This window comes from Microbacterium sp. Root166, from assembly GCF_001427145.1.
Lineage (GTDB): Bacteria > Actinomycetota > Actinomycetes > Actinomycetales > Microbacteriaceae > Microbacterium.
Genome location: NZ_LMGL01000002.1, coordinates 527,550 through 545,621, shown reverse-complemented (window position 1 = coordinate 545,621; position 18,072 = coordinate 527,550). Strand labels below are relative to the sequence as shown.

Here is an 18,072-nt window from a genome sequence, read left to right as displayed (position 1 = left end):
GCGGCATCCCCCTTCGGTAACTCCACCGAAGGTGCCGGACTGCCGGGGCGGATGACACCGCCAGAGCCCGGAGGAGAACAAGACGATGTCTGATGTGCTGATCGACCGCCCCGAGCTTGAGAGCCTGGGCGTCTACGAGTTCGGGTGGCACGACACCGACGCCGCGGGCGCTGTCGCGCAGCGCGGCATCAACGAGAACGTCGTGCGCGGAATCTCCGCTCTCAAGAGCGAGCCGGAATGGATGCTGAAGACCCGGCTGAAGGGCTATCAGCTCTTCGGCCGCAAGCCGATGCCCACCTGGGGCGCCGACCTGTCGGAGATCGACTTCGACAACATCAAGTACTTCGTGCGCTCGACCGAGAAGCAGGCGGGCACGTGGGAGGAACTCCCCGAGGACATCCGCAACACCTACGAGCGCCTGGGCATCCCCGAGGCCGAGCGTCAGCGCTTGGTCTCCGGCGTCGCGGCGCAGTACGAGTCCGAGGTCGTGTACCACCAGATCAACGAGCAGCTCGAGGCGCAGGGTGTCATCTTCATGGACACCGACACGGCGCTGCGCGAGCACCCGGAGTTCTTCGAGGAGTACTTCGGCACCGTCATCCCCGCCGGCGACAACAAGTTCGCCGCGCTGAACACGGCGGTGTGGTCGGGCGGCTCGTTCGTCTACGTGCCGCCCGGCGTGCACGTCGAGATCCCGCTGCAGGCGTACTTCCGCATCAACACCGAGAACATGGGCCAGTTCGAGCGGACGCTCATCATCGCCGACGAGGGCTCGTACGTGCACTACATCGAGGGCTGCACCGCCCCGATCTACAAGAGCGACTCGCTCCACTCGGCCGTCGTCGAGATCATCGTGAAGAAGAATGCACGCGTGCGCTACACGACGATCCAGAACTGGTCGAACAACGTCTACAACCTCGTCACGAAGCGCGCCGTCGCCCACGAGGGCGCCACCATGGAGTGGATCGACGGCAACATCGGCTCCAAGGTGACGATGAAGTACCCCTCGATCTTCCTGATGGGCGAGCACGCCAAGGGCGAGACCCTGTCCGTCGCGTTCGCCGGCCCCGGCCAGCACCAGGACGCCGGCGCGAAGATGATCCACATGGCGCCGTACACGCAGTCCTCGATCGTCTCGAAGTCGATCGCGCGCGGTGGCGGCCGAGCGGGCTACCGCGGCGAGGTCCGCGTGGACGCCAATGCGCACCACTCGGCCAACACGGTGCGCTGCGACGCCCTGCTCGTCGACTCGATCTCGCGCTCGGACACCTATCCGGCCATCGACATCCGCGTCGACGACGTGCAGCTGGGCCACGAGGCCACGGTGTCGAAGGTCAGCGAAGAACAGCTCTTCTATCTGCAGTCCCGCGGCATGCCCGAAGACGAGGCGATGGCGATGATCGTCCGCGGCTTCATCGAGCCGATCGCCCGGGAGCTGCCGATGGAGTACGCACTCGAACTCAACAAGCTCATTGAGATGGGCATGGAAGGATCCGTCGGCTAGTGAGTTCCGTCACCCAGGCCCCCACCGTTCCCGGTGCGAAGGGCCACACCGATGGCGCCGGTGCGTTCGTGCCGGTCCAGACCCGCGACGAGCGGCCCCGCTCGTTCGACCCTTCTGATTTCGAGGCCCCGACCGGCCGCGAGGTCAACTGGAAGCACACCCCCGTCGACCGTCTGAAGCAGCTCTTCGCCGACGAGGCCGGCCCTCACGGCGTCATCCAGGTCGACGTCCGCGCTCCCGAGGGGCTCGTCCAGGAGCGACTGGGCCACGGCGACGCGCCCCGCGGCGAGGTGTTCCAGCCCGAGGACCTGATCAGCGCGATCGCGTGGAAGCAGGAGACCGAGGCTCCGCTGCTGCGCATCCCCGCGGGCGCCGAGTACTCAGAGCCCGTCGTGGTGGACCTCCGGGGCACCGGCGGCGTCGCCCATGCGCACGTGGTGATCGAGGCGCTGCCGAATTCGCACGCGACGGTGGTCTTCCGCCACAGCGGAACCGCGAGCCACGCCCAGAACGTCGAGATCATCGTCCGCGACGGCGCCCACCTCGAGGTCATCACCGTGCAGACGTGGGACGACGACGCCGTCCACGCGGCATCCCACCAGGCACGGGTCGAACGCGACGCGACCCTGCGTCACATCGTCGTCAGCTTCGGCGGCGGCGTGGTGCGCGTGAACCCCAGTGTCGAGCTCGCCGGCACCGGATCCCGCGCCGAACTGTACGGCCTCAGCTACTCCGACGCCGGCCAGCACCTCGAGAGCCAGGTGTACCTGCACCACAAGGGCGCCGAGACCACCGGGGACGTCCTCTACAAGGGCGCGCTCCAGGGCGCTGCCGCGCGCAGCGTCTGGATCGGCGACGTGCTGATCGGCCCCGACGCCGTCGGCACCGACTCGTACGAGGCCAACCGCAACCTGGTGCTCACCGACGGCGCGCGCGCCGAGTCGATCCCGAACCTGGAGATCGAGACCGGCGACATCCGCGGGGCCGGCCACGCCAGCGCGACCGGTCGCTTCGACGACGAGCAGCTGTTCTACCTGCAGGCACGCGGCATCCGCGAAGACGAAGCCCGCCGACTCGTGGTTCTGGGCTTCCTCGCCGAGATCGTCCAGAAGATCGGGGTTCCCGACCTCGAGACCGAACTGTTCGCCGCAATCGAAGAAGAACTCGCCCGGGAGGTCGGCCGATGACCGCGCAGCGTGTGTGCGCCCTCAGTGAGCTGGAGCAGGACGCGGCCATCCGCGTCGAGGTCGACGGCGTCGCCATGGCGGTCGTGCTCGACTCGTCCGGAGAAGTCCACGCCATCGGCGACGTCTGCACCCACGGCGACATCTCGCTCGCCGAGGGGTTCGTCGACGGCGACACGCTGGAGTGCTGGGCCCACGGCTCGGCCTTCTCACTGATCACCGGCAAGCCGCTGAACCTGCCCGCCTACGAGCCCGTGCCCGTGTTCGAGGTCGTCATCGACGGCGACGACGTGCTCATCGATCCCGCGGTCAAGAAGGCCGTCGCGTAGTCCGCGACCCTCACCGCTTCCCCACGCATGATGAAAGAAGAAGTCTGAATGTCTGTCCTCGAGATCCGCGACCTCCACGTGACGGTCGAGACGGATGCCGGAACCACCCCCATCCTCAACGGCGTGACGCTCACGATCAGCACGGGCCAGACCCACGCGATCATGGGCCCGAACGGCTCGGGCAAGTCGACGCTCGCGTACACGATCGCCGGTCACCCGAAGTACACCGTCACGAGCGGCACCATCACGCTCGACGGTGAGGACGTCCTCGCGATGTCCGTGGACGAGCGCGCTCGCGCGGGACTCTTCCTCGCCATGCAGTACCCCGTCGAGATCCCCGGCGTCACCGTGACGAACTTCCTCCGCACGGCCAAGACCGCGATCGACGGCGAAGCGCCCTCGATCCGCAACTGGACCAAGGACGTGAAGCAGTCGATGAAGGCGCTGCGCATGGACCCGAAGTTCGCACAGCGCAACGTCAACGAGGGCTTCTCGGGTGGCGAGAAGAAGCGCCACGAGATCCTCCAGCTCGAACTCCTCAAGCCGCAGATCGCGGTCCTCGACGAGACCGACTCCGGCCTCGACGTCGACGCGCTCAAGATCGTGTCGGAGGGCGTGAACCGCGCCAAGGAGCAGACCAACCTCGGCGTGCTGCTGATCACGCACTACACGCGCATCCTCCGCTACATCCGCCCGGACTACGTCCACGTGATGGTCGGCGGGCGCATCGTCGAAGAGGGCGGCCCCGAGCTCGCCGACCGCCTCGAGGACGAGGGCTACGACCGCTACCTCCCCACGGGCGAGGAAGAGCCGGCCGACGCGCCCGTGGTCAGCGAAGCATAGAATCGCTTCCATGACCGCAACGCTCACACCCGAGAAGTTCGACGAGGTCACCGAGGCTCTCAAGGACGTCATGGACCCCGAACTGGGGATCAACGTCGTCGACCTCGGCCTCATCTACGACCTCGGGTGGGACGACGAGAACGACGCTCTGGTCATCCACATGACGCTGACGTCGGCCGGCTGCCCGCTGACCGACGTGCTCGAGGAGCAGACCGCTCAGGCCCTCGACGACGTGGTGGACCGCTTCCGCATCAACTGGGTGTGGATGCCGCCGTGGGGTCCCGAGCGGATCACCGACGACGGACGCGACATGATGCGGGCGCTCGGCTTCGCGATCTGACCTGCCCCGTCGGTCCGCGTGACGTTCGGTGACACCCGCCGCGGCCGACGGAGGCCGGATCGTTAGGCTCGTCGGGTGAGCGTGATCCCCCTTCAAGCACTCCCGATCGAGCAGCTCAGGCAGCGCTCCAGCACGAAGTGGCGTCGCTACGACGAAGACGTGCTGCCCCTGTTCGTCGCCGAGACGGACTTCCCGGCAGCGCCGGCCATCACGGCTGCGCTGACGCGCGCCGTCGGTCTCGGGGACACCGGCTACACCCCGCCGGATCCGGGCGTCGCCGACGCCTACGCCGGCTTCGCCGCGCGCCGGTTCGGCTGGACCGTCGACCCGAAGCGGGTGCGGACCACGTGCGACGTGATGATGGCCGTCGTCGAGATCCTCCGCAGGGTGACGGTGCCCGGCGACCGCGTCGTGGTGACCACACCCGTCTACCCGCCGTTCTTCGAGTGCATCCCCGAGGCCGGTGCCGTCGTCGAGAGGGTGCCGCTGACGGACACCGGCACCGGATGGCAGCTCGACCTCGCCGGCATCGAAGCTGCGCTCGTCGATGGCGCGCGTGCCGTGCTGCTGTGCAACCCGCACAACCCGACGGGCACCGTCCACTCGCGCGAGACTCTGGCAGCTCTCGCCGACGTGGCCGCGCGTCACGGCGCCGTCGTCATCAGCGACGAGATCCACGCTCCGCTCGCCCATCACGGCGTGCGCTTCACCCCCTTCCTCGATGCGTCCCCTGTGGCGGCGCAGGTCGGCTACGCCGTGGTCAGCGCCAGCAAGGCCTTCAACCTGGCGGGGCTCAAGTGCGCGCTCATGGTGACCGCCGACGACGCCACGGACGCGATCGTGCGGTCGCTGCCGGACGAGGTGGAATGGCGCACCGGGCTCTTCGGGGCGATCGCGGCCGTCGCGGCGTTCTCGCCGGAGAGCGATGCCTGGCTGGACGCCCAGCTCGCCGCCTTGGACGCGAATCGCACCCTCCTCGCGGATCTGCTCGCCGAGCACGTTCCCGGCGCCCGCTATCGCATTCCGGATGCCGGGTTCCTGGCGTGGGTGGATCTCAGCGACCTCGGCTGGGGCGACAGTCCCGCCAGGAAGATCCTGCGCGAGGCGAAGGTCGCGCTGCACTTCGGCCCGCTCTTCGGAGAAGAGGGACGCGGACACGTGCGCATCAACTTCGGCTGCTCTCCCGAGGTGCTCGCCGAGGCCGTGCGACGGGTGGGTAGCCTGAACTGATGAGCTCCCGCACAGACACCGGAAACGGCGTCTGGCAGGCGCAGTACGTCTGGGTGACGGTCGGCGCCGTCGCGCTCATCTTCCTCGCCGCGATGCAGTCGCTCGCGGTGACCACGGTGATGCCGATCGTGAGCGCCGATCTCGACGGCGAAGCCCTCTACGCCGTCGCATTCGCCGGCACCCTCGCCACGAGCGTGATCGGCATGGTCGCCGCCGGCGCGTGGTGCGACCGCGGGGGAGTGCTGCCACCTCTGACGACGGCGGTGGCGCTGTTCGTCGTCGGGCTGGTGATCGCCGGGTTCGCGGGATCCATGCCGGTGCTCGTCGCCGGACGGCTCGTGCAGGGCCTCGGCACCGGCGCGCAGACCGTCGCGCTGTACGTCGTCGTCGCGCGGGTGTACCCCGCCGCACTGCACGGCCGGGTCTTCGCGGCGTTCTCGGCGGCCTGGGTGATCCCCTCGCTCATCGGCCCGTTCCTGGCCGGCGCAGTGACCGAGTACCTGCACTGGCGGTGGGTGTTCCTCGGCGTCGCGGGACTGACGGTGGTCGCCTTCCTGCTCGTGCTGACCCGGCTCCTCGGCAGGACGCTCGGCACCGACGAGCCGTCGACGGCTCCGGTGGTGCGGCGCCTGCTGTGCGCGGTCGCCGTCGCCGTCGGCGCGCTCACGCTCAGCCTCGCCGGCGGACTCGGCGCCTTCGCGTGGGTCGCGGTCGCGGCATCCGCTGTGGTGATCGCTCTCGCGGCGCGACCGTTGCTGCCGCGAGGAACGCTGCGTGCGGTGCGCGGGCTGCCGAGCGTCGTGCTCATGCGCGGCCTCATCGCCGGGGCCCTGTTCGGTGCGGAGATCTACGTCCCGTATCTGCTGATCGACGAGTACGGGTTCTCGCCGACCTGGGCGGGGCTGGGCCTGACGAGCGCGGCGATCGCCTGGGCCGCCGCCTCCGACGTGCAGGGTCGGATCGGCGACAGTCTCGGGAACACGCGGATCTCGCTCATCGGGGTCGCACTGCTCGCCCTGGCGACGGCGGCCGCCGCGATCGCGGCTGTCTGGTCGTTGTCGCCCGTGTTCCTGATCGCGGGATGGGCGCTGGCCGGCGGCGGCATGGGCCTCATGTACCCGCGCCTGACGGTCCTGACCCTCGCCTACTCGACGCCGCAGAACCAGGGCTTCAACTCCTCGGCGCTGTCGATCTCGGAGGCCATCGGATCGGCGACCACGATCGCCGCCATGGGCCTGGTGTTCACGGCGCTCGTGACCACAGGGTCCGCCTTCACCGCCGTCTTCGCCATGGCACTCGCGCTCGCGCTGCTGGCCCTCGTGCCGGGACTGCGGCTGGGGCACGCCCACGAGGCGCGAACGTCGTAACAGAGCGCCGTCGTGACCACTCGATTTGAGCCCGAAGGCAGGTAAGGCTAGCCTAACTGCGTGTCTTCCGCTGCTGCCGTCTCCACCCGCCCCGCGTACCGCCCCTACGCCGCGACCGTGGTCGACGTGCAGCGGCTTTCGCCCCACTTCATCCGGGTGGCGTTCACGGGACCCGACTTCGAGCACTTCGGGACGGCCGGTCTCGACCAGCGCATCAAGCTGATCCTTCCCGCCGGCGACGGCTCGCTCAGCGACATCGGCCAGCACGACGGCGAGTCGGCCGACGCGGGCGACTGGTACACGGCGTGGCGCGCGCTCCCGCTGTCGGTCCGCAGCCCGCTGCGCACGTACACCGTCCGGCGGATCGACCCGGCGTCCCGCCGCCTGTGGGTCGACTTCGTGCTGCACCACGACCCGGGCCCGGCCGGCGCCTGGGCCGAGCAGGCCTCGATCGGCCACCAGATCGTGGTCGTCGGCCCCGACCAGCGCAGCGAGCACTTCCGTTCCGGGCTGGACTGGCACCCGGGCACCGCCCGTCGCGTGGTACTCGCAGGGGACGAGACCGCCGTGCCCGCGATCAGCGGCATCCTGGAATCGCTGGATGCCTCGTACGAGGTGGATGCGTTCATCGAGGTGCCCACCGACGCCGATCGGCTGGAGCTGAATCTTCCCGCGAGCTTCCGCGTGAGCTGGCACGTGCGCGGCGACGCCGCTCACGGCGACGCGCTCACGGCGGCCGTCACGGACTGGACGGCCCGTTCGGGCTCCGTGCTCGCCCGCGCTGCGGCGCCCCGGCGTCAGGAGCTGGCCGACATCGACGTCGACCAGGAGCTGCTGTGGGACAGCCCCGAGGACTCGGAAGGCGAGTTCTACGCCTGGATCGCGGGCGAGGCGGCGATGGTCAAAGGCCTACGCCGGCACCTCGTGCAGGGCTGTGGAGTCGACCGCAAGCGCGTCGCCTTCATGGGCTATTGGCGACTCGGCCAGGCCGAGCGTCAGGAATGACGACCGCCCGCGACCGTCGCGGACGAACGCTGCTGTTCGTCGCGCTCGCACTTCTGCTGGTCATGATCGTCGTGAGCCTGATGGTGGGCGCGCGGCCGGTCTCGCCGATCGTCGTCCTCGAGGCCCTGTGGCGGCCGGACCTGTCGATCGCCGACCACAGCGTGATCCTCACGCAGCGCGTGCCCCGCACCGTCATCGGCGTGCTGGCCGGAGCGGCGCTCGCCCTCGCCGGGACGCTCATGCAGGGGCTCACCCGCAATCCGCTCGCCGATCCCGGCCTTCTCGGGGTGAACGCCGGGGCCTCGGTCGCCGTGCTCGCGGCGATCACGCTGTGGGGGATCACCACCCCCTCCGGGTGGGTCTGGTTCGCCTTCGGAGGCGCGGCCGTGGCATCGGTGGTCGTCGCCGTCATCGGAACGCGCGGTGCCGACGGCACCAGCCCTGCGAAGCTCGCGCTGACCGGCGCGGCGGTGACGGCGGGTCTGACCGCCGTCTCGACGCTCATCCTCACCACCTCGATCACGGCCTTCGACGTGTTCCGGTACTGGCAGGTGGGCGGGCTGACCTCGCGCGGCCTCGACGTGGTCGCGGTCGTCGTCGTGCCGATCGTCGTCGGCGCCGTGATCGCGCTGCTGTCCGCCCGGGGCCTGGACCTCATGGCGCTCGGCGACGAGACCGCGACCGGCCTCGGTCACAGTGTCGCCCGCACACGCGCGCTGGGCATCGTGGCCACGGTGCTCCTGTGCGGCGGGGCGACATCGATCGCGGGGCCGATCGTCTTCCTGGGTCTTCTCGTGCCCCACGCGCTTCGCGCGATCATCGGCGGCGACTACCGCTGGCTGCTCGCCATCGGCGCGCCCGCCGGCGCGATCGTGCTGCTGGCGGCCGACGTCCTCGGGCGGGTGATCGCGCTGCCGGGTGAGCTGCAGGCCGGGCTCGTCGTCGCCTTCGTCGGCGCTCCGGTGCTCATCTCGCTCGTGCTCAAGCCGGGGCGGGTGACCCTGTGACCTCCTCCGTGGTCGAGATCCGCCGCCGCGTCGCGCGGCGTCGCGTCGCCGTCATCGCCGGCGTGCTGTTCGCGGTCCTCGTCGTCGCCGTGCTGTCTCTCTCACTGGGCGACTACGCGATATCTCCGGCCGACCTGTGGCGCACGCTCTGGGGCGGGGGAGACCGCGCGCAGTCCTACGTGGTGTTCCAGGTGCGGGCCCCGCGGCTGGCGATGGCGCTCCTGACCGGCCTGGCGCTCGGGGCGGCGGGCGCGCTGCTCCAGGCGCTGCTGCGCAACTCGCTGGCCAGTCCCGACCTGCTGGGCATCAGCGCCGGAAGCGGCATGACGGCGGTGTTCGCCATCCTGATCCTCGGCATCAGCGGCCCGCTGCTCGCCGTCGCGGCGTTCGGCGGCGGCATCCTGGTGGCGGCGTTCCTCCTCCTGGCCGGGCGTCATCGCGCCGACGGCGGCTACCGCCTGATCCTCGCGGGCGTCGGGGTCGCCTTCCTGTGCATCGCCGTGACGAACTACCTGATGGTCAAGGCGCAGGTCGAGCTCGCCCAGTCGGCGCTCATCTGGCTCACCGGGAGCCTGGCTTCGACGCCGTGGTGGAACGTGGCGACGGTGGCGATCGTGATCTCCCTCACTCTTCCCGCCGTCGTCGCCGGGGCTCGCTGGCTGCCGCTCACGCAGATGGGCGCGCCGACCGCCGCCTCGCTCGGTGTGCGGGCCTCGACGGTCCGGGTCGTCGTGGTCGTCACCGCGGTCATGCTGACCGCCGTGACCTGTGCCTTCGTCGGGCCGATCGCGTTCATCGCCCTCTGCGCGCCGGCGATCGCGCGGCCGCTCCTCGGCCACGGCGCGATCGGCGTCGGCACCAGCGCCGCCGTCGGCGCCGCGCTCCTCGGCGCGGCCGACCTGATCGCGCAGTTCGCGATCCCGGGCTACTCGGTGCCCGTCGGCGTCGTCACGGGCGCCATCGGCGCGGTCTTCCTCCTGTGGGTTCTCGCGACGTCGAAAGGACGACAGCTGTGACCACCGTCTCCGCACCGCGCCTGCGCGCCCGAGGCCTGGCCGCCGGGTACCCGGGCCGCCGCGTCATCGAGGACCTCGATCTGGACTTCGCCCCCGGCAAGATGACCATGATCATCGGCGCCAACGCCTGCGGGAAGTCGACGCTGCTGAGCGTCCTGGCGCGCGTCAATGACCCGCTCGGAGGTGTCGTCGAGCTCGACGACACCGACATCTCCACCATCCCGCGCCGCCGCTTCGCACAGACGGTCGGCCTGCTGCCGCAGCATCCGACCGCGCCCGACGGGCTGACGGTCGCCGAGCTCGTGTCGCGAGGCCGGCATCCGCACCGCGGCGTGTTCCAGCGATGGAGCGCGGCCGACACCGCGCGCGTGGACGACGCGATGGCCAAGACCGGCGTGGGCGCACTGGCCGACCGGCCCGTCGGCGACCTGTCGGGCGGCCAGCGCCAGCGCGTCTGGATCGCGATGGCCCTCGCTCAGGAGCCTCGCGTGCTGCTGCTGGACGAGCCGACGACCTTCCTCGACCTCAGCCACCAGATCGAGGTGCTGGACCTGCTCCGGACCCTCAACCGGACCGACGGCACCACGATCGTCGTCGTGCTCCACGAGCTGAATCTCGCCGCCCGCTACGCCGACGACCTCGTCGTGATGAGCGGCGGTCGCGTCGTCGCCCACGGGGCGCCCGCCGACGTGCTCACGCGAGAGGTCGTGTCGCAGGCGTTCGACCTCGATGCCCTCGTCATCCCCGATCCGCTCACCTCTACCCCTCTCGTCATTCCCGTTCCCGGCGGCGCCCATGCCGCGGCGGACGAGGCCTGACCCCACCGAAAGGAACACCCGAATGTCCGCTTTCACCTCCCGCCTGAGCGCGCTGGCCGTGCTCACGGTCGCCGGTGGACTGGTGCTCTCCGGCTGCGCCGGCACCGCCGCCTCCGACACGTCCGGCGACGGCGACACCACCGCCGCGACCGGTGCCTTCCCCGTCACGTTCGAGCACATGTACGGCGAGACCACGATCGAAGAGGCTCCCGAGCGCATCGCGACGTGGGGCTGGGGCGCGACGGACGCCGTCCTCGCCCTCGGGGTCGTGCCGGTCGCCATCGCCTCCTCCGAGTACGGCGGCGGCGACAACCGCATCACGCCGTGGGTCGAAGAGGCCATCGCCGACCTCGGCGACGGAGAGCCCGTGCTCCTCGACAACGCGGCGTTCGAGCTGTCGGTCGAGGAGCTCCTCGCCGCCGACCCCGACGTGCTCATCGCGCCGTACTCGGGCCTCACCCAGGAGGAGTACGACGCCGTGACGGCGGCCGGCATCCCCGTGGTGGCGCCCGAGCAGGCGGTGTGGTCGACGCCGTGGCGCGACGTCATCACCGACACGGGCAAGGCGCTGGGCCTGTCCGATGAGGCGGAGTCGCTGCTCGCCGATCTCGACGCCCAGGTGTCCGAGGCTGCGGCTGCGCACCCCGAGTTCGAGGGCACGACCATCGCGTACGCGGCGGACGACGTCGACACGTTCTACCTCTACCTGCCCGACGACCCGCGCGTCGAGATCCTCGAGGACCTCGGCTTCGTCACGTCCGAGTCGGTCACGGCTCTGGACACCGGTGAGTCGACCTTCTACACCACGGTCTCGAGCGAGAACCTCGACCAGATCGACGCCGAGGTGATCTTCACCCAGGTCGAGACCGAGGAGGCGCTCGAGACGTTCCTCACGTCGGACCGCACGCGCCTCATCCCGGCCGTCGCGGCCGGTGCCGTGGGCGCGATCGTCGACGAGGAGAACGTCGCCGCGATCTCGCCGACCGCGCTGACGCTGCCGTGGATCCTCCAGGACATGGTCGACCAGCTCGCCACCGCCACCGCGGTCGCCAAGGGCTGATCGCTCTCAGGTAAGGCGGGAGCCCCGGCCCTTCGGCCGGGGCTCCTTCGCATTCCGGATGCCGCAGCCGCCGCGCCGTGGCGACTCACGGCCGCCGCACATGGAGCGGCTCTCTATACTGGGGGGCTGGCCGTTCGGCCAATTCCCCATCCACCGACGGAACGGACGTTTCGCTGTGCTCGCCGTGCACGACCTCCAGATCCGCGTGGGCGCCCGCGTGCTCATGTCCGACGTGTCGTTCCGCGTCTCCGCCGGCGACAAGGTCGGCCTCGTCGGCCGCAACGGCGCCGGCAAGACGACGCTGACGAAGGTGCTCGCCGGCGACCTGCTCCCCGCCGACGGCAAGGTGGAGCGCATCGGCGAACTCGGCTACCTGCCGCAGGACCCCCGCTCCGGCGACCCCGAGATGCTCGCCCGCACCCGCATCCTCGATGCGCGCGGGCTGGGCAGCCTCGCGATCGAGATGCAGGACGCCGCCTCCGCGATGGGCGACCCCGATGAGAAGGTCGCCACCAAGGCGATGAAGCGCTACGCGTTCCTGACCGAGCGGTTCGAGGCGCTCGGCGGCTACACCGCTGAGGCCGAGGCGGCAACGATCTCGCACAATCTCTCGCTGCCGGACCGGCTGCTCGATCAGCCGCTCAGCACGCTCTCCGGCGGTCAGCGCCGTCGTATCGAGCTCGCCCGCATCCTGTTCTCGGATGCCGACTCGATGATCCTCGACGAGCCGACGAACCACCTCGACGCCGACAGCGTCGTGTGGCTGCGCGAGTTCCTCAAGAACTACAAGGGCGGGCTGATCGTGATCAGCCACGACGTGGAGCTCGTCGGCGAGACGGTGAACCGCGTGTTCTACCTCGACGCCAACCGCCAGGTCATCGACGTCTACAACATGAACTGGAAGAACTACCTGCGTCAGCGCGTGGCGGACGAGGAGCGCCGCAAGAAGGAGCGCGCCGGCGTCGAGAAGAAGGCCACCCAGCTGCAGCTGCAGGCCGCCCGCTTCGGTGCGAAGGCGTCGAAGGCCGCGGCGGCGCACCAGATGGTCGCCCGCGCCGAGAAGATGCTCTCCGGTCTCGACGACGTCCGTCAGGACGAGCGCGTGGCGAAGCTGCGGTTCCCGAAGCCCGCGCCCTGCGGCAAGACCCCGCTCATGGCATCCGGTCTGTCGAAGTCGTACGGCTCCCTCGAGATCTTCACGGACGTCGACCTCGCGATCGACCGCGGGTCGAAGGTCGTGATCCTCGGCTTCAACGGTGCCGGTAAGACCACGCTGCTGCGCATCCTCGCCGGCGTCGACCAGCCCGACACCGGGCAGCTCGAACCCGGTCACGGCCTGAAGATCGGGTACTACGCCCAGGAGCACGAGAACCTCGACGTCTCGCGCTCGGTGCTCGAGAACATGATGTCCGCGGCTCCCGACATCACCGCCACCGAGGCGCGCAAGGTGCTCGGCTCGTTCCTGTTCACCGGAGACGACGTCCTCAAGCCCGCCGGCGTGCTCTCCGGCGGTGAGAAGACCCGGCTCTCCCTGGCGACGCTCGTGGTCTCCAGCGCCAACATGCTGCTGCTCGACGAGCCCACCAACAACCTCGACCCGGCGTCGCGCGAGGAGATCCTCGGAGCCCTCTCGCACTACGAGGGAGCGGTCGTGCTCGTCTCGCACGACGAAGGAGCCGTCGAGGCGCTCAATCCGGAGCGCGTCCTGATCCTGCCGGACGGCGTCGAGGACATCTGGGGCCGCGATTACGCGGACCTGATCACCCTCGCCTGACCGCGCCCGGCTCGGCTGCGTCCGCGAGGGCGTCTTCGTCCTCCGCGTCGCGGTCGCGGCGGCGACGACTCGGCGCCGCCTTCACGGCACCCGCGTCGTCGGGGCCGCCGTCAGCGACGGTCTCCTCCTCGCGGCGGTGCGCCCGCTCCGTGCGGATCACGTAGCCGATGAAGATGAACCCCATCGCGGCGAACAGGATCCACTGGATCGCATACGAAAGATGCGGACCGGGATCCTCCGAGGGCGACTCCAACGCCGAGGGCAGGTTGCTCGGCGCGGGGTCTTCCGACACCAGGACGCCGTACGCGCTGCGCTCGAGGGCCTCACCCGTCTGGTCCGACACGGAGTCGGCGACGAGCGGCAGGTTGATGGTCGGCACCTGCCCCTCGGGAGCGGATCGTCCCGAGGCCGGCACCTGCTCTCCGGGCTTGAGGCGGGCGATCACAGTGACCTCGCCCGAGGGCGGCTCGGGTACCGCCTCAGGGTCGGGGCCGTCCTCGCCCGGCGGAACCCAACCGCGATCGATCAGCAGCACGCGCCCGTCCTCGAGCCGGAACGGCACCAGCACCTCGAACGCGGACGTTCCGCCGTGCGGTCGATTGCGCACGAGCAGCTGGTCGTCGGTGACGTACTCGCCCACGAGCACCACCTGGCGCCATTGGTCCTCGGGGTCCAGCGCGCCGCCGTCGGGGATCAGCTCGGCGAGCGGGACCGCGGGCGCGTCGTAGTTCGCCTCGACCAGGGCGAGCTGGGCCGACCTGTCCTCGTTGCGCGTGAACTGCCACATCGACAGGAACGCGCAGGCGATCGCGAACGTGACCGCCAGCGCGATGTAGATCGCCCACCGGCCGGCGCGAGGCAGGTTCTGCATGCTGACCTCACGGCGGGCGGTCACGGGAGTCCTCCCGGTGTGGCAGGCGTCACGGTCAGCGGTTCGACGACGACGGGGAACTCGCGGGCGGCCAGGAATTCGCGGAGATAGCCCACGTGCTCGTCGCACGCCACCCAGGTCTTCACCCGGTCCGCCGTGTGGATCCGGGGATTGCGCCAGTCGATTCGCCACTTCGCCGGTGCGCGGCAACCGGCTCGCGAGCACGTGGCCGGCGCGGCGACGAGCTCGTCGTCGGCCGGGTTCACGCGGCGCCGTCCCGGCCGGTGTCCTCGCCGGGCGCCTCACCGAGAGCGCGCGACTCGTCGATGCGGATGACCGGGGGCTGCGCGGCGGACGCGGCAGGCGCCCCTGCCGCCGGGAGCGCGCGCTCGGGGTCCTCACGCCTGTTGCGCCGCGCCTCCTGGCCCACGTTGGCGAACACGACGGCGATGTAGGGCAGCACGATCGCAGCAGCGCCGAGCACCCACGTGTACCAGCCGTACGGGGTGATGACGACCATGAGGATGAAGCACGCGATGCGCACCGCCATCATGGCGAGATACCGGGCAGAACGGGCGCCGGCATCGTCCCGCGGCGCCTTGGGAAGCGACGTGGCCGACTGTGCCTTGCTCGAACTGTTCACGGTCCTTCAAGACTACGCCTGGCGCGCGTCGGCTAGCCGGGGTTTGGGGCGGAGCCCGATAAGGCACGACCCCTTCGGGATCCTCGTGAGGAGCTCGAAGGGGCCGCATCCAGCCGATCGATGCCGGTCAGTAGGTGTAACTGTTCGAGGCCGCCGCGATGGCGACGAAGAAGAGGATGAACGCGATCGTCCCGAGGATCCACAGGCCGAGGCCGACCCAGCCGACGATCGTGCCGCCGAGCGCCATTCCGCGGCCCTGTTCGCCGCTCTTCTTGAGCTGGCCCAGCGCCATGTGGCCGGTGATGACGCCGACGATCGACCCGAGGATCGGGATGATGAAGAGGCCCACGAGCGAGGAGACCAGGGAGACGATCGCGAGCACGTTCGTCTTGGCCGGCGCGCCGTAGCCGTAGGCCGGAGCGCCTGCGTACGCCGCGCCGCCGTAGGCCGCGGTGTCGCCGTACGCGGGAGCGGCCCCGTAGCCGGGCGCCGCACCGTACGAGGGCGCTGCACCGTAGGAGGGCGCTGCACCGTAGGCCGGAGTCTCCTGGGCCGGCGGTGCGCCGTAGGCCGGCGGTGCCTGCGGCGCGGCGGCGGCGCCGTAGGCCGGCGGAGCCTCGTACGCGGGAGCGGCGTAGGCCGCCGGCGCTTCGTACGCGGGCGGAGCGTCATACGCGGGAGGTGCCGGCGGCGCGGGCGGCGCCTCGTAGGCGGGCGCGGGCTGCTGCGGTTCGGTGGGCTGCGCGTCGAGACCGGGCTGCGGTTCGGTGGGCTGCGAATCGGCGGCGTCTTCGGGCGTCGGGGGCGTGGGGGAGGTGTCGCTCACGGGGAGGGCCTTTCTCGAGGAGTCGCACCAGCGTCCCAGCGCACGGCGCAGGGTGTCAAACGCCGCGCCGGTAGGCTGGACCGGATCCGCCTCACACTTCCGGGAGCACCACCATGTCCAGCGATCGCGTCGTCCTCGTCACCGGCGGAAACCGCGGCATCGGCCGCGCCATCGCAGAGCGCTTCGTCGCGCAGGGCTACCGGGTGGCGGTGACCGCCCGCTCCGGGGAAGGACCTGAGGGAACGCTGACCGTGCGTGCGGATGTGACGGATGCCGCGGCCGTCGACGCCGCCTTCACCGAGGTGGAGAACACGCTCGGTCCGGTCGAGATCGTCGTGGCGAATGCAGGTGTCACCAAGGACACGCTGCTGCTGCGGATGAGCGAGGACGACTTCGACAGTGTCGTGGCGACGAACCTCGGCGGCGCGTTCCGTGTCGTCAAGCGCGCGTCCAAAGGGATGCTGCGCGCGCGGTGGGGACGCGTCATCCTGATCTCGAGCGTCGTCGGTCTCTACGGCTCGGCCGGCCAGATCAACTACGCCGCCTCCAAGAGCGGTCTGGTCGGCTTCGCCCGCTCGCTGACCCGCGAGCTCGGTGCACGGGGGATCACCGCCAACGTCGTCGCCCCGGGCTTCATCGAGACCGACATGACCGCCGCGCTGCCCGACGAGACGCAGGCCGAGTACAAGAAGAACATCCCCGCGGGCCGCTTCGCCACGGCGGATGAGGTCGCCGGCGTGGTCACGTGGATGGCCTCCGACGACGCCGCCTACATCTCGGGCGCGGTCATCCCGGTCGACGGCGGCCTCGGGATGGGCCACTGACCCACGCAGGTCACCGGATGAGGGCGGGGGCTCAGCGGATCGCGTCCACGAGGGCCTGAGCCAGTTCGTCCGGCTTCGAGATCTGCGGCCAATGGCCCGAGCGCAGATGCACCACCTCGGCATCCGTGATCGCGTCGAACTCCTCGCCCCACGGTCCCCACTGCGCGATCGACTCCCGGAACTCCGCGTCGTCCATCGCGCCCGAGAGGATCGTCACGGGAACGGCGTGCCGGGCGGTCCCGGCGAGCCGGATGCCGTCGGTCGGCACCCGTGCCGGGACCGACTGCGTCCGCGGCGTCCACTCCGCGCGCATGGCCGCGTCGATGTCGGCCACATCGGGCTCGTCGAAGGTCTCCCACCCCGGGAACGGGACGACGCCGTCGACGACCTCGAACTCCGAGATCTCGCGGCCGTCCGGCGGCGGCACCGTGTCGACGAAGATCACCCGTGCCACCCGGCCGGCACGCGCCTCTGCCGCACCCCAGACGACGTTCCCGCCGCCGCTGTGACCCACGAGCACGACCGTCCCGTCCGCGGCGTCGATCTCGGCCACCACGGCGTCCACCCAGTCCTGGATGCCGATGTCGGCGGTTTCGGAAGCCGATCCGCCCACCCCCGGCATCGTGAGCGGCTTCGGCGTGTGCCCGGCGTCACGTAGAGCCGGAATCACCGGATCCCACGAAGAGGCGTCCAACCAGAGACCGGGAACGAGGATGATGTCCATGCTCCGACGCTACCGAGCCCCTGCGACATCCGCACCGGCTCAGGGCAGCAGCGCGATCACTTCCGCGAGATCGACCGGGCCGACCACGACGTCCGCCTGAGCCCGCACCGCCGGCTTCGCGTTGAAGGCCACGCCGAGGCCGGCGACCTCCATCATCCGCAGGTCGTTGGCACCGTCGCCGATCGCGATCGTGCGCGCCAGCGGGACCCCTCGCTCGGCCGCCCATTCGCGCACGGCATCCGCCTTCGCGTCCGCGTCCACGATCGCGCCGTCGACCTCGCCGGTGAGCACGCCGTTGGCGGTCGCCAGCCGGTTCGCACGCCAGACGTCGACGCCCAGCCCCGGCGCGACCGCGTCGAGGATCTCGTGGAAGCCGCCGGAGACGACACCCACCGCTCCGCCACGCTCGTGCACCGCCGCGATGAGAGCCTGCACCCCGGGCGTCGGCTCGATCCGCCCGAGCACGCGCCCGAACGAGTCCACCGGAACGCCGGCGAGCTTGCCCACGCGGGAGCGCAGGCTCGTCGCGAAGTCGACCTCGCCGCGCATCGCGGCCTCGGTGGCCGCCGCCACCTCGGCGCCGCGACCCGCCTCATCCGCGAGGAGCTCGATGACCTCGTTGCGGATCAGCGTGGAGTCGGCGTCGAGCACGACGAGGAAACGGGCGGCGGGGGCGGGCATGCCTCCACGCTAGCGGCGGGGGATGC

20 protein-coding genes are annotated in these 18,072 nt (G+C 70.5%); 14 read left to right on the top strand and 6 right to left on the bottom strand.

Annotated features, from left to right (window positions below; genetic code table 11):
• Positions 1-85 precede the first annotated feature (85 nt).
• The 13 genes from sufB (at position 86) to ASD56_RS10315 (ending at position 13,477) form a co-directional block, all read left to right on the top strand.
• Positions 86-1,504 (top strand): Fe-S cluster assembly protein SufB, encoded by a 1,419-nt coding sequence (gene sufB / locus ASD56_RS10375; RefSeq protein ID WP_055965243.1) that lies wholly within the window; start codon positions 86-88, stop codon positions 1,502-1,504.
• Complete coding sequence (gene sufD / locus ASD56_RS10370; protein WP_055965240.1) at positions 1,504-2,691, top strand: Fe-S cluster assembly protein SufD; 1,188 nt, start codon at positions 1,504-1,506, stop codon at positions 2,689-2,691. The genes sufB and sufD overlap by 1 nt, the downstream gene beginning before the upstream one ends.
• The gene (locus tag ASD56_RS10365; protein WP_055965237.1) at positions 2,688-3,017 is read left to right on the top strand and encodes a non-heme iron oxygenase ferredoxin subunit; all 330 of its coding nucleotides are present in this window, start codon (positions 2,688-2,690) and stop codon (positions 3,015-3,017) included. Before sufD ends, ASD56_RS10365 begins: the two co-directional genes overlap by 4 nt.
• 48 nt (positions 3,018-3,065) lie before the next feature.
• The gene (gene sufC / locus ASD56_RS10360) at positions 3,066-3,860 is read left to right on the top strand and encodes a Fe-S cluster assembly ATPase SufC (RefSeq protein WP_055965234.1); all 795 of its coding nucleotides are present in this window, start codon (positions 3,066-3,068) and stop codon (positions 3,858-3,860) included.
• Positions 3,861-3,870: 10 nt separating this feature from the next.
• Positions 3,871-4,200: a metal-sulfur cluster assembly factor gene (locus ASD56_RS10355; protein ID WP_055965231.1), complete on the top strand. Its 330-nt coding sequence runs from the start codon at positions 3,871-3,873 to the stop codon at positions 4,198-4,200.
• Between the two features lie 75 nt (positions 4,201-4,275).
• Positions 4,276-5,430, top strand: a complete 1,155-nt coding sequence (locus tag ASD56_RS10350) for a MalY/PatB family protein (protein ID WP_157535950.1) — start codon at positions 4,276-4,278, stop codon at positions 5,428-5,430.
• Positions 5,430-6,797, top strand: a complete 1,368-nt coding sequence (locus ASD56_RS10345; protein WP_055965228.1) for an MFS transporter — start codon at positions 5,430-5,432, stop codon at positions 6,795-6,797. Before ASD56_RS10350 ends, ASD56_RS10345 begins: the two co-directional genes overlap by 1 nt.
• A gap of 60 nt (positions 6,798-6,857) precedes the next feature.
• The gene (locus tag ASD56_RS10340; protein ID WP_055965225.1) at positions 6,858-7,802 is read left to right on the top strand and encodes a siderophore-interacting protein; all 945 of its coding nucleotides are present in this window, start codon (positions 6,858-6,860) and stop codon (positions 7,800-7,802) included.
• Entirely contained in the window at positions 7,799-8,809 is a 1,011-nt protein-coding gene (locus ASD56_RS10335) for a FecCD family ABC transporter permease (protein ID WP_055965222.1), read from the top strand. Before ASD56_RS10340 ends, ASD56_RS10335 begins: the two co-directional genes overlap by 4 nt.
• Entirely contained in the window at positions 8,806-9,825 is a 1,020-nt protein-coding gene (locus ASD56_RS10330; protein ID WP_055965219.1) for a FecCD family ABC transporter permease, read from the top strand. Before ASD56_RS10335 ends, ASD56_RS10330 begins: the two co-directional genes overlap by 4 nt.
• On the top strand, positions 9,822-10,643 hold the full coding sequence (locus ASD56_RS10325; RefSeq protein WP_055965216.1) for an ABC transporter ATP-binding protein: 822 nt from the start codon (positions 9,822-9,824) through the stop codon (positions 10,641-10,643). Before ASD56_RS10330 ends, ASD56_RS10325 begins: the two co-directional genes overlap by 4 nt.
• A gap of 22 nt (positions 10,644-10,665) precedes the next feature.
• Positions 10,666-11,703 (top strand): ABC transporter substrate-binding protein, encoded by a 1,038-nt coding sequence (locus tag ASD56_RS10320; protein WP_055965213.1) that lies wholly within the window; start codon positions 10,666-10,668, stop codon positions 11,701-11,703.
• A 175-nt stretch (positions 11,704-11,878) separates the two neighbouring features.
• On the top strand, positions 11,879-13,477 hold the full coding sequence (locus ASD56_RS10315) for an ABC-F family ATP-binding cassette domain-containing protein (RefSeq protein WP_055965210.1): 1,599 nt from the start codon (positions 11,879-11,881) through the stop codon (positions 13,475-13,477).
• On the opposite strand, the gene ASD56_RS10310 is transcribed toward ASD56_RS10315, so the two are convergent.
• From ASD56_RS10310 to ASD56_RS10295, 4 genes are all read right to left on the bottom strand, one after another.
• Positions 13,464-14,348: an SURF1 family cytochrome oxidase biogenesis protein gene (locus ASD56_RS10310; RefSeq protein WP_055965882.1), complete on the bottom strand. Its 885-nt coding sequence runs from the start codon at positions 14,346-14,348 to the stop codon at positions 13,464-13,466. The genes ASD56_RS10315 and ASD56_RS10310 overlap by 14 nt on opposite strands.
• A 20-nt stretch (positions 14,349-14,368) precedes the next feature.
• Positions 14,369-14,614 (bottom strand): hypothetical protein, encoded by a 246-nt coding sequence (locus ASD56_RS10305; RefSeq protein ID WP_055965207.1) that lies wholly within the window; start codon positions 14,612-14,614, stop codon positions 14,369-14,371.
• Entirely contained in the window at positions 14,611-14,991 is a 381-nt protein-coding gene (locus tag ASD56_RS10300) for a DUF3099 domain-containing protein (RefSeq protein ID WP_055965205.1), read from the bottom strand. Before ASD56_RS10300 ends, ASD56_RS10305 begins: the two co-directional genes overlap by 4 nt.
• Before the next feature lie 127 nt (positions 14,992-15,118).
• Positions 15,119-15,817 (bottom strand): DUF4190 domain-containing protein, encoded by a 699-nt coding sequence (locus ASD56_RS10295; protein ID WP_055965202.1) that lies wholly within the window; start codon positions 15,815-15,817, stop codon positions 15,119-15,121.
• Positions 15,818-15,930: 113 nt separating this feature from the next.
• Here ASD56_RS10295 and fabG point away from each other — a divergent pair, with 113 nt between their 5' ends.
• Positions 15,931-16,641 (top strand): 3-oxoacyl-ACP reductase FabG, encoded by a 711-nt coding sequence (fabG, locus tag ASD56_RS10290; RefSeq protein ID WP_055965198.1) that lies wholly within the window; start codon positions 15,931-15,933, stop codon positions 16,639-16,641.
• A 31-nt stretch (positions 16,642-16,672) separates the two neighbouring features.
• On the opposite strand, the gene ASD56_RS10285 is transcribed toward fabG, so the two are convergent.
• Positions 16,673-17,365: an alpha/beta fold hydrolase gene (locus ASD56_RS10285; RefSeq protein WP_055965195.1), complete on the bottom strand. Its 693-nt coding sequence runs from the start codon at positions 17,363-17,365 to the stop codon at positions 16,673-16,675.
• Positions 17,366-17,404: 39 nt separating this feature from the next.
• Positions 17,405-18,046: a phosphoserine phosphatase SerB gene (serB, locus tag ASD56_RS10280; protein ID WP_055965192.1), complete on the bottom strand. Its 642-nt coding sequence runs from the start codon at positions 18,044-18,046 to the stop codon at positions 17,405-17,407.
• Between the last annotated feature and the right edge of the window lie 26 nt (positions 18,047-18,072).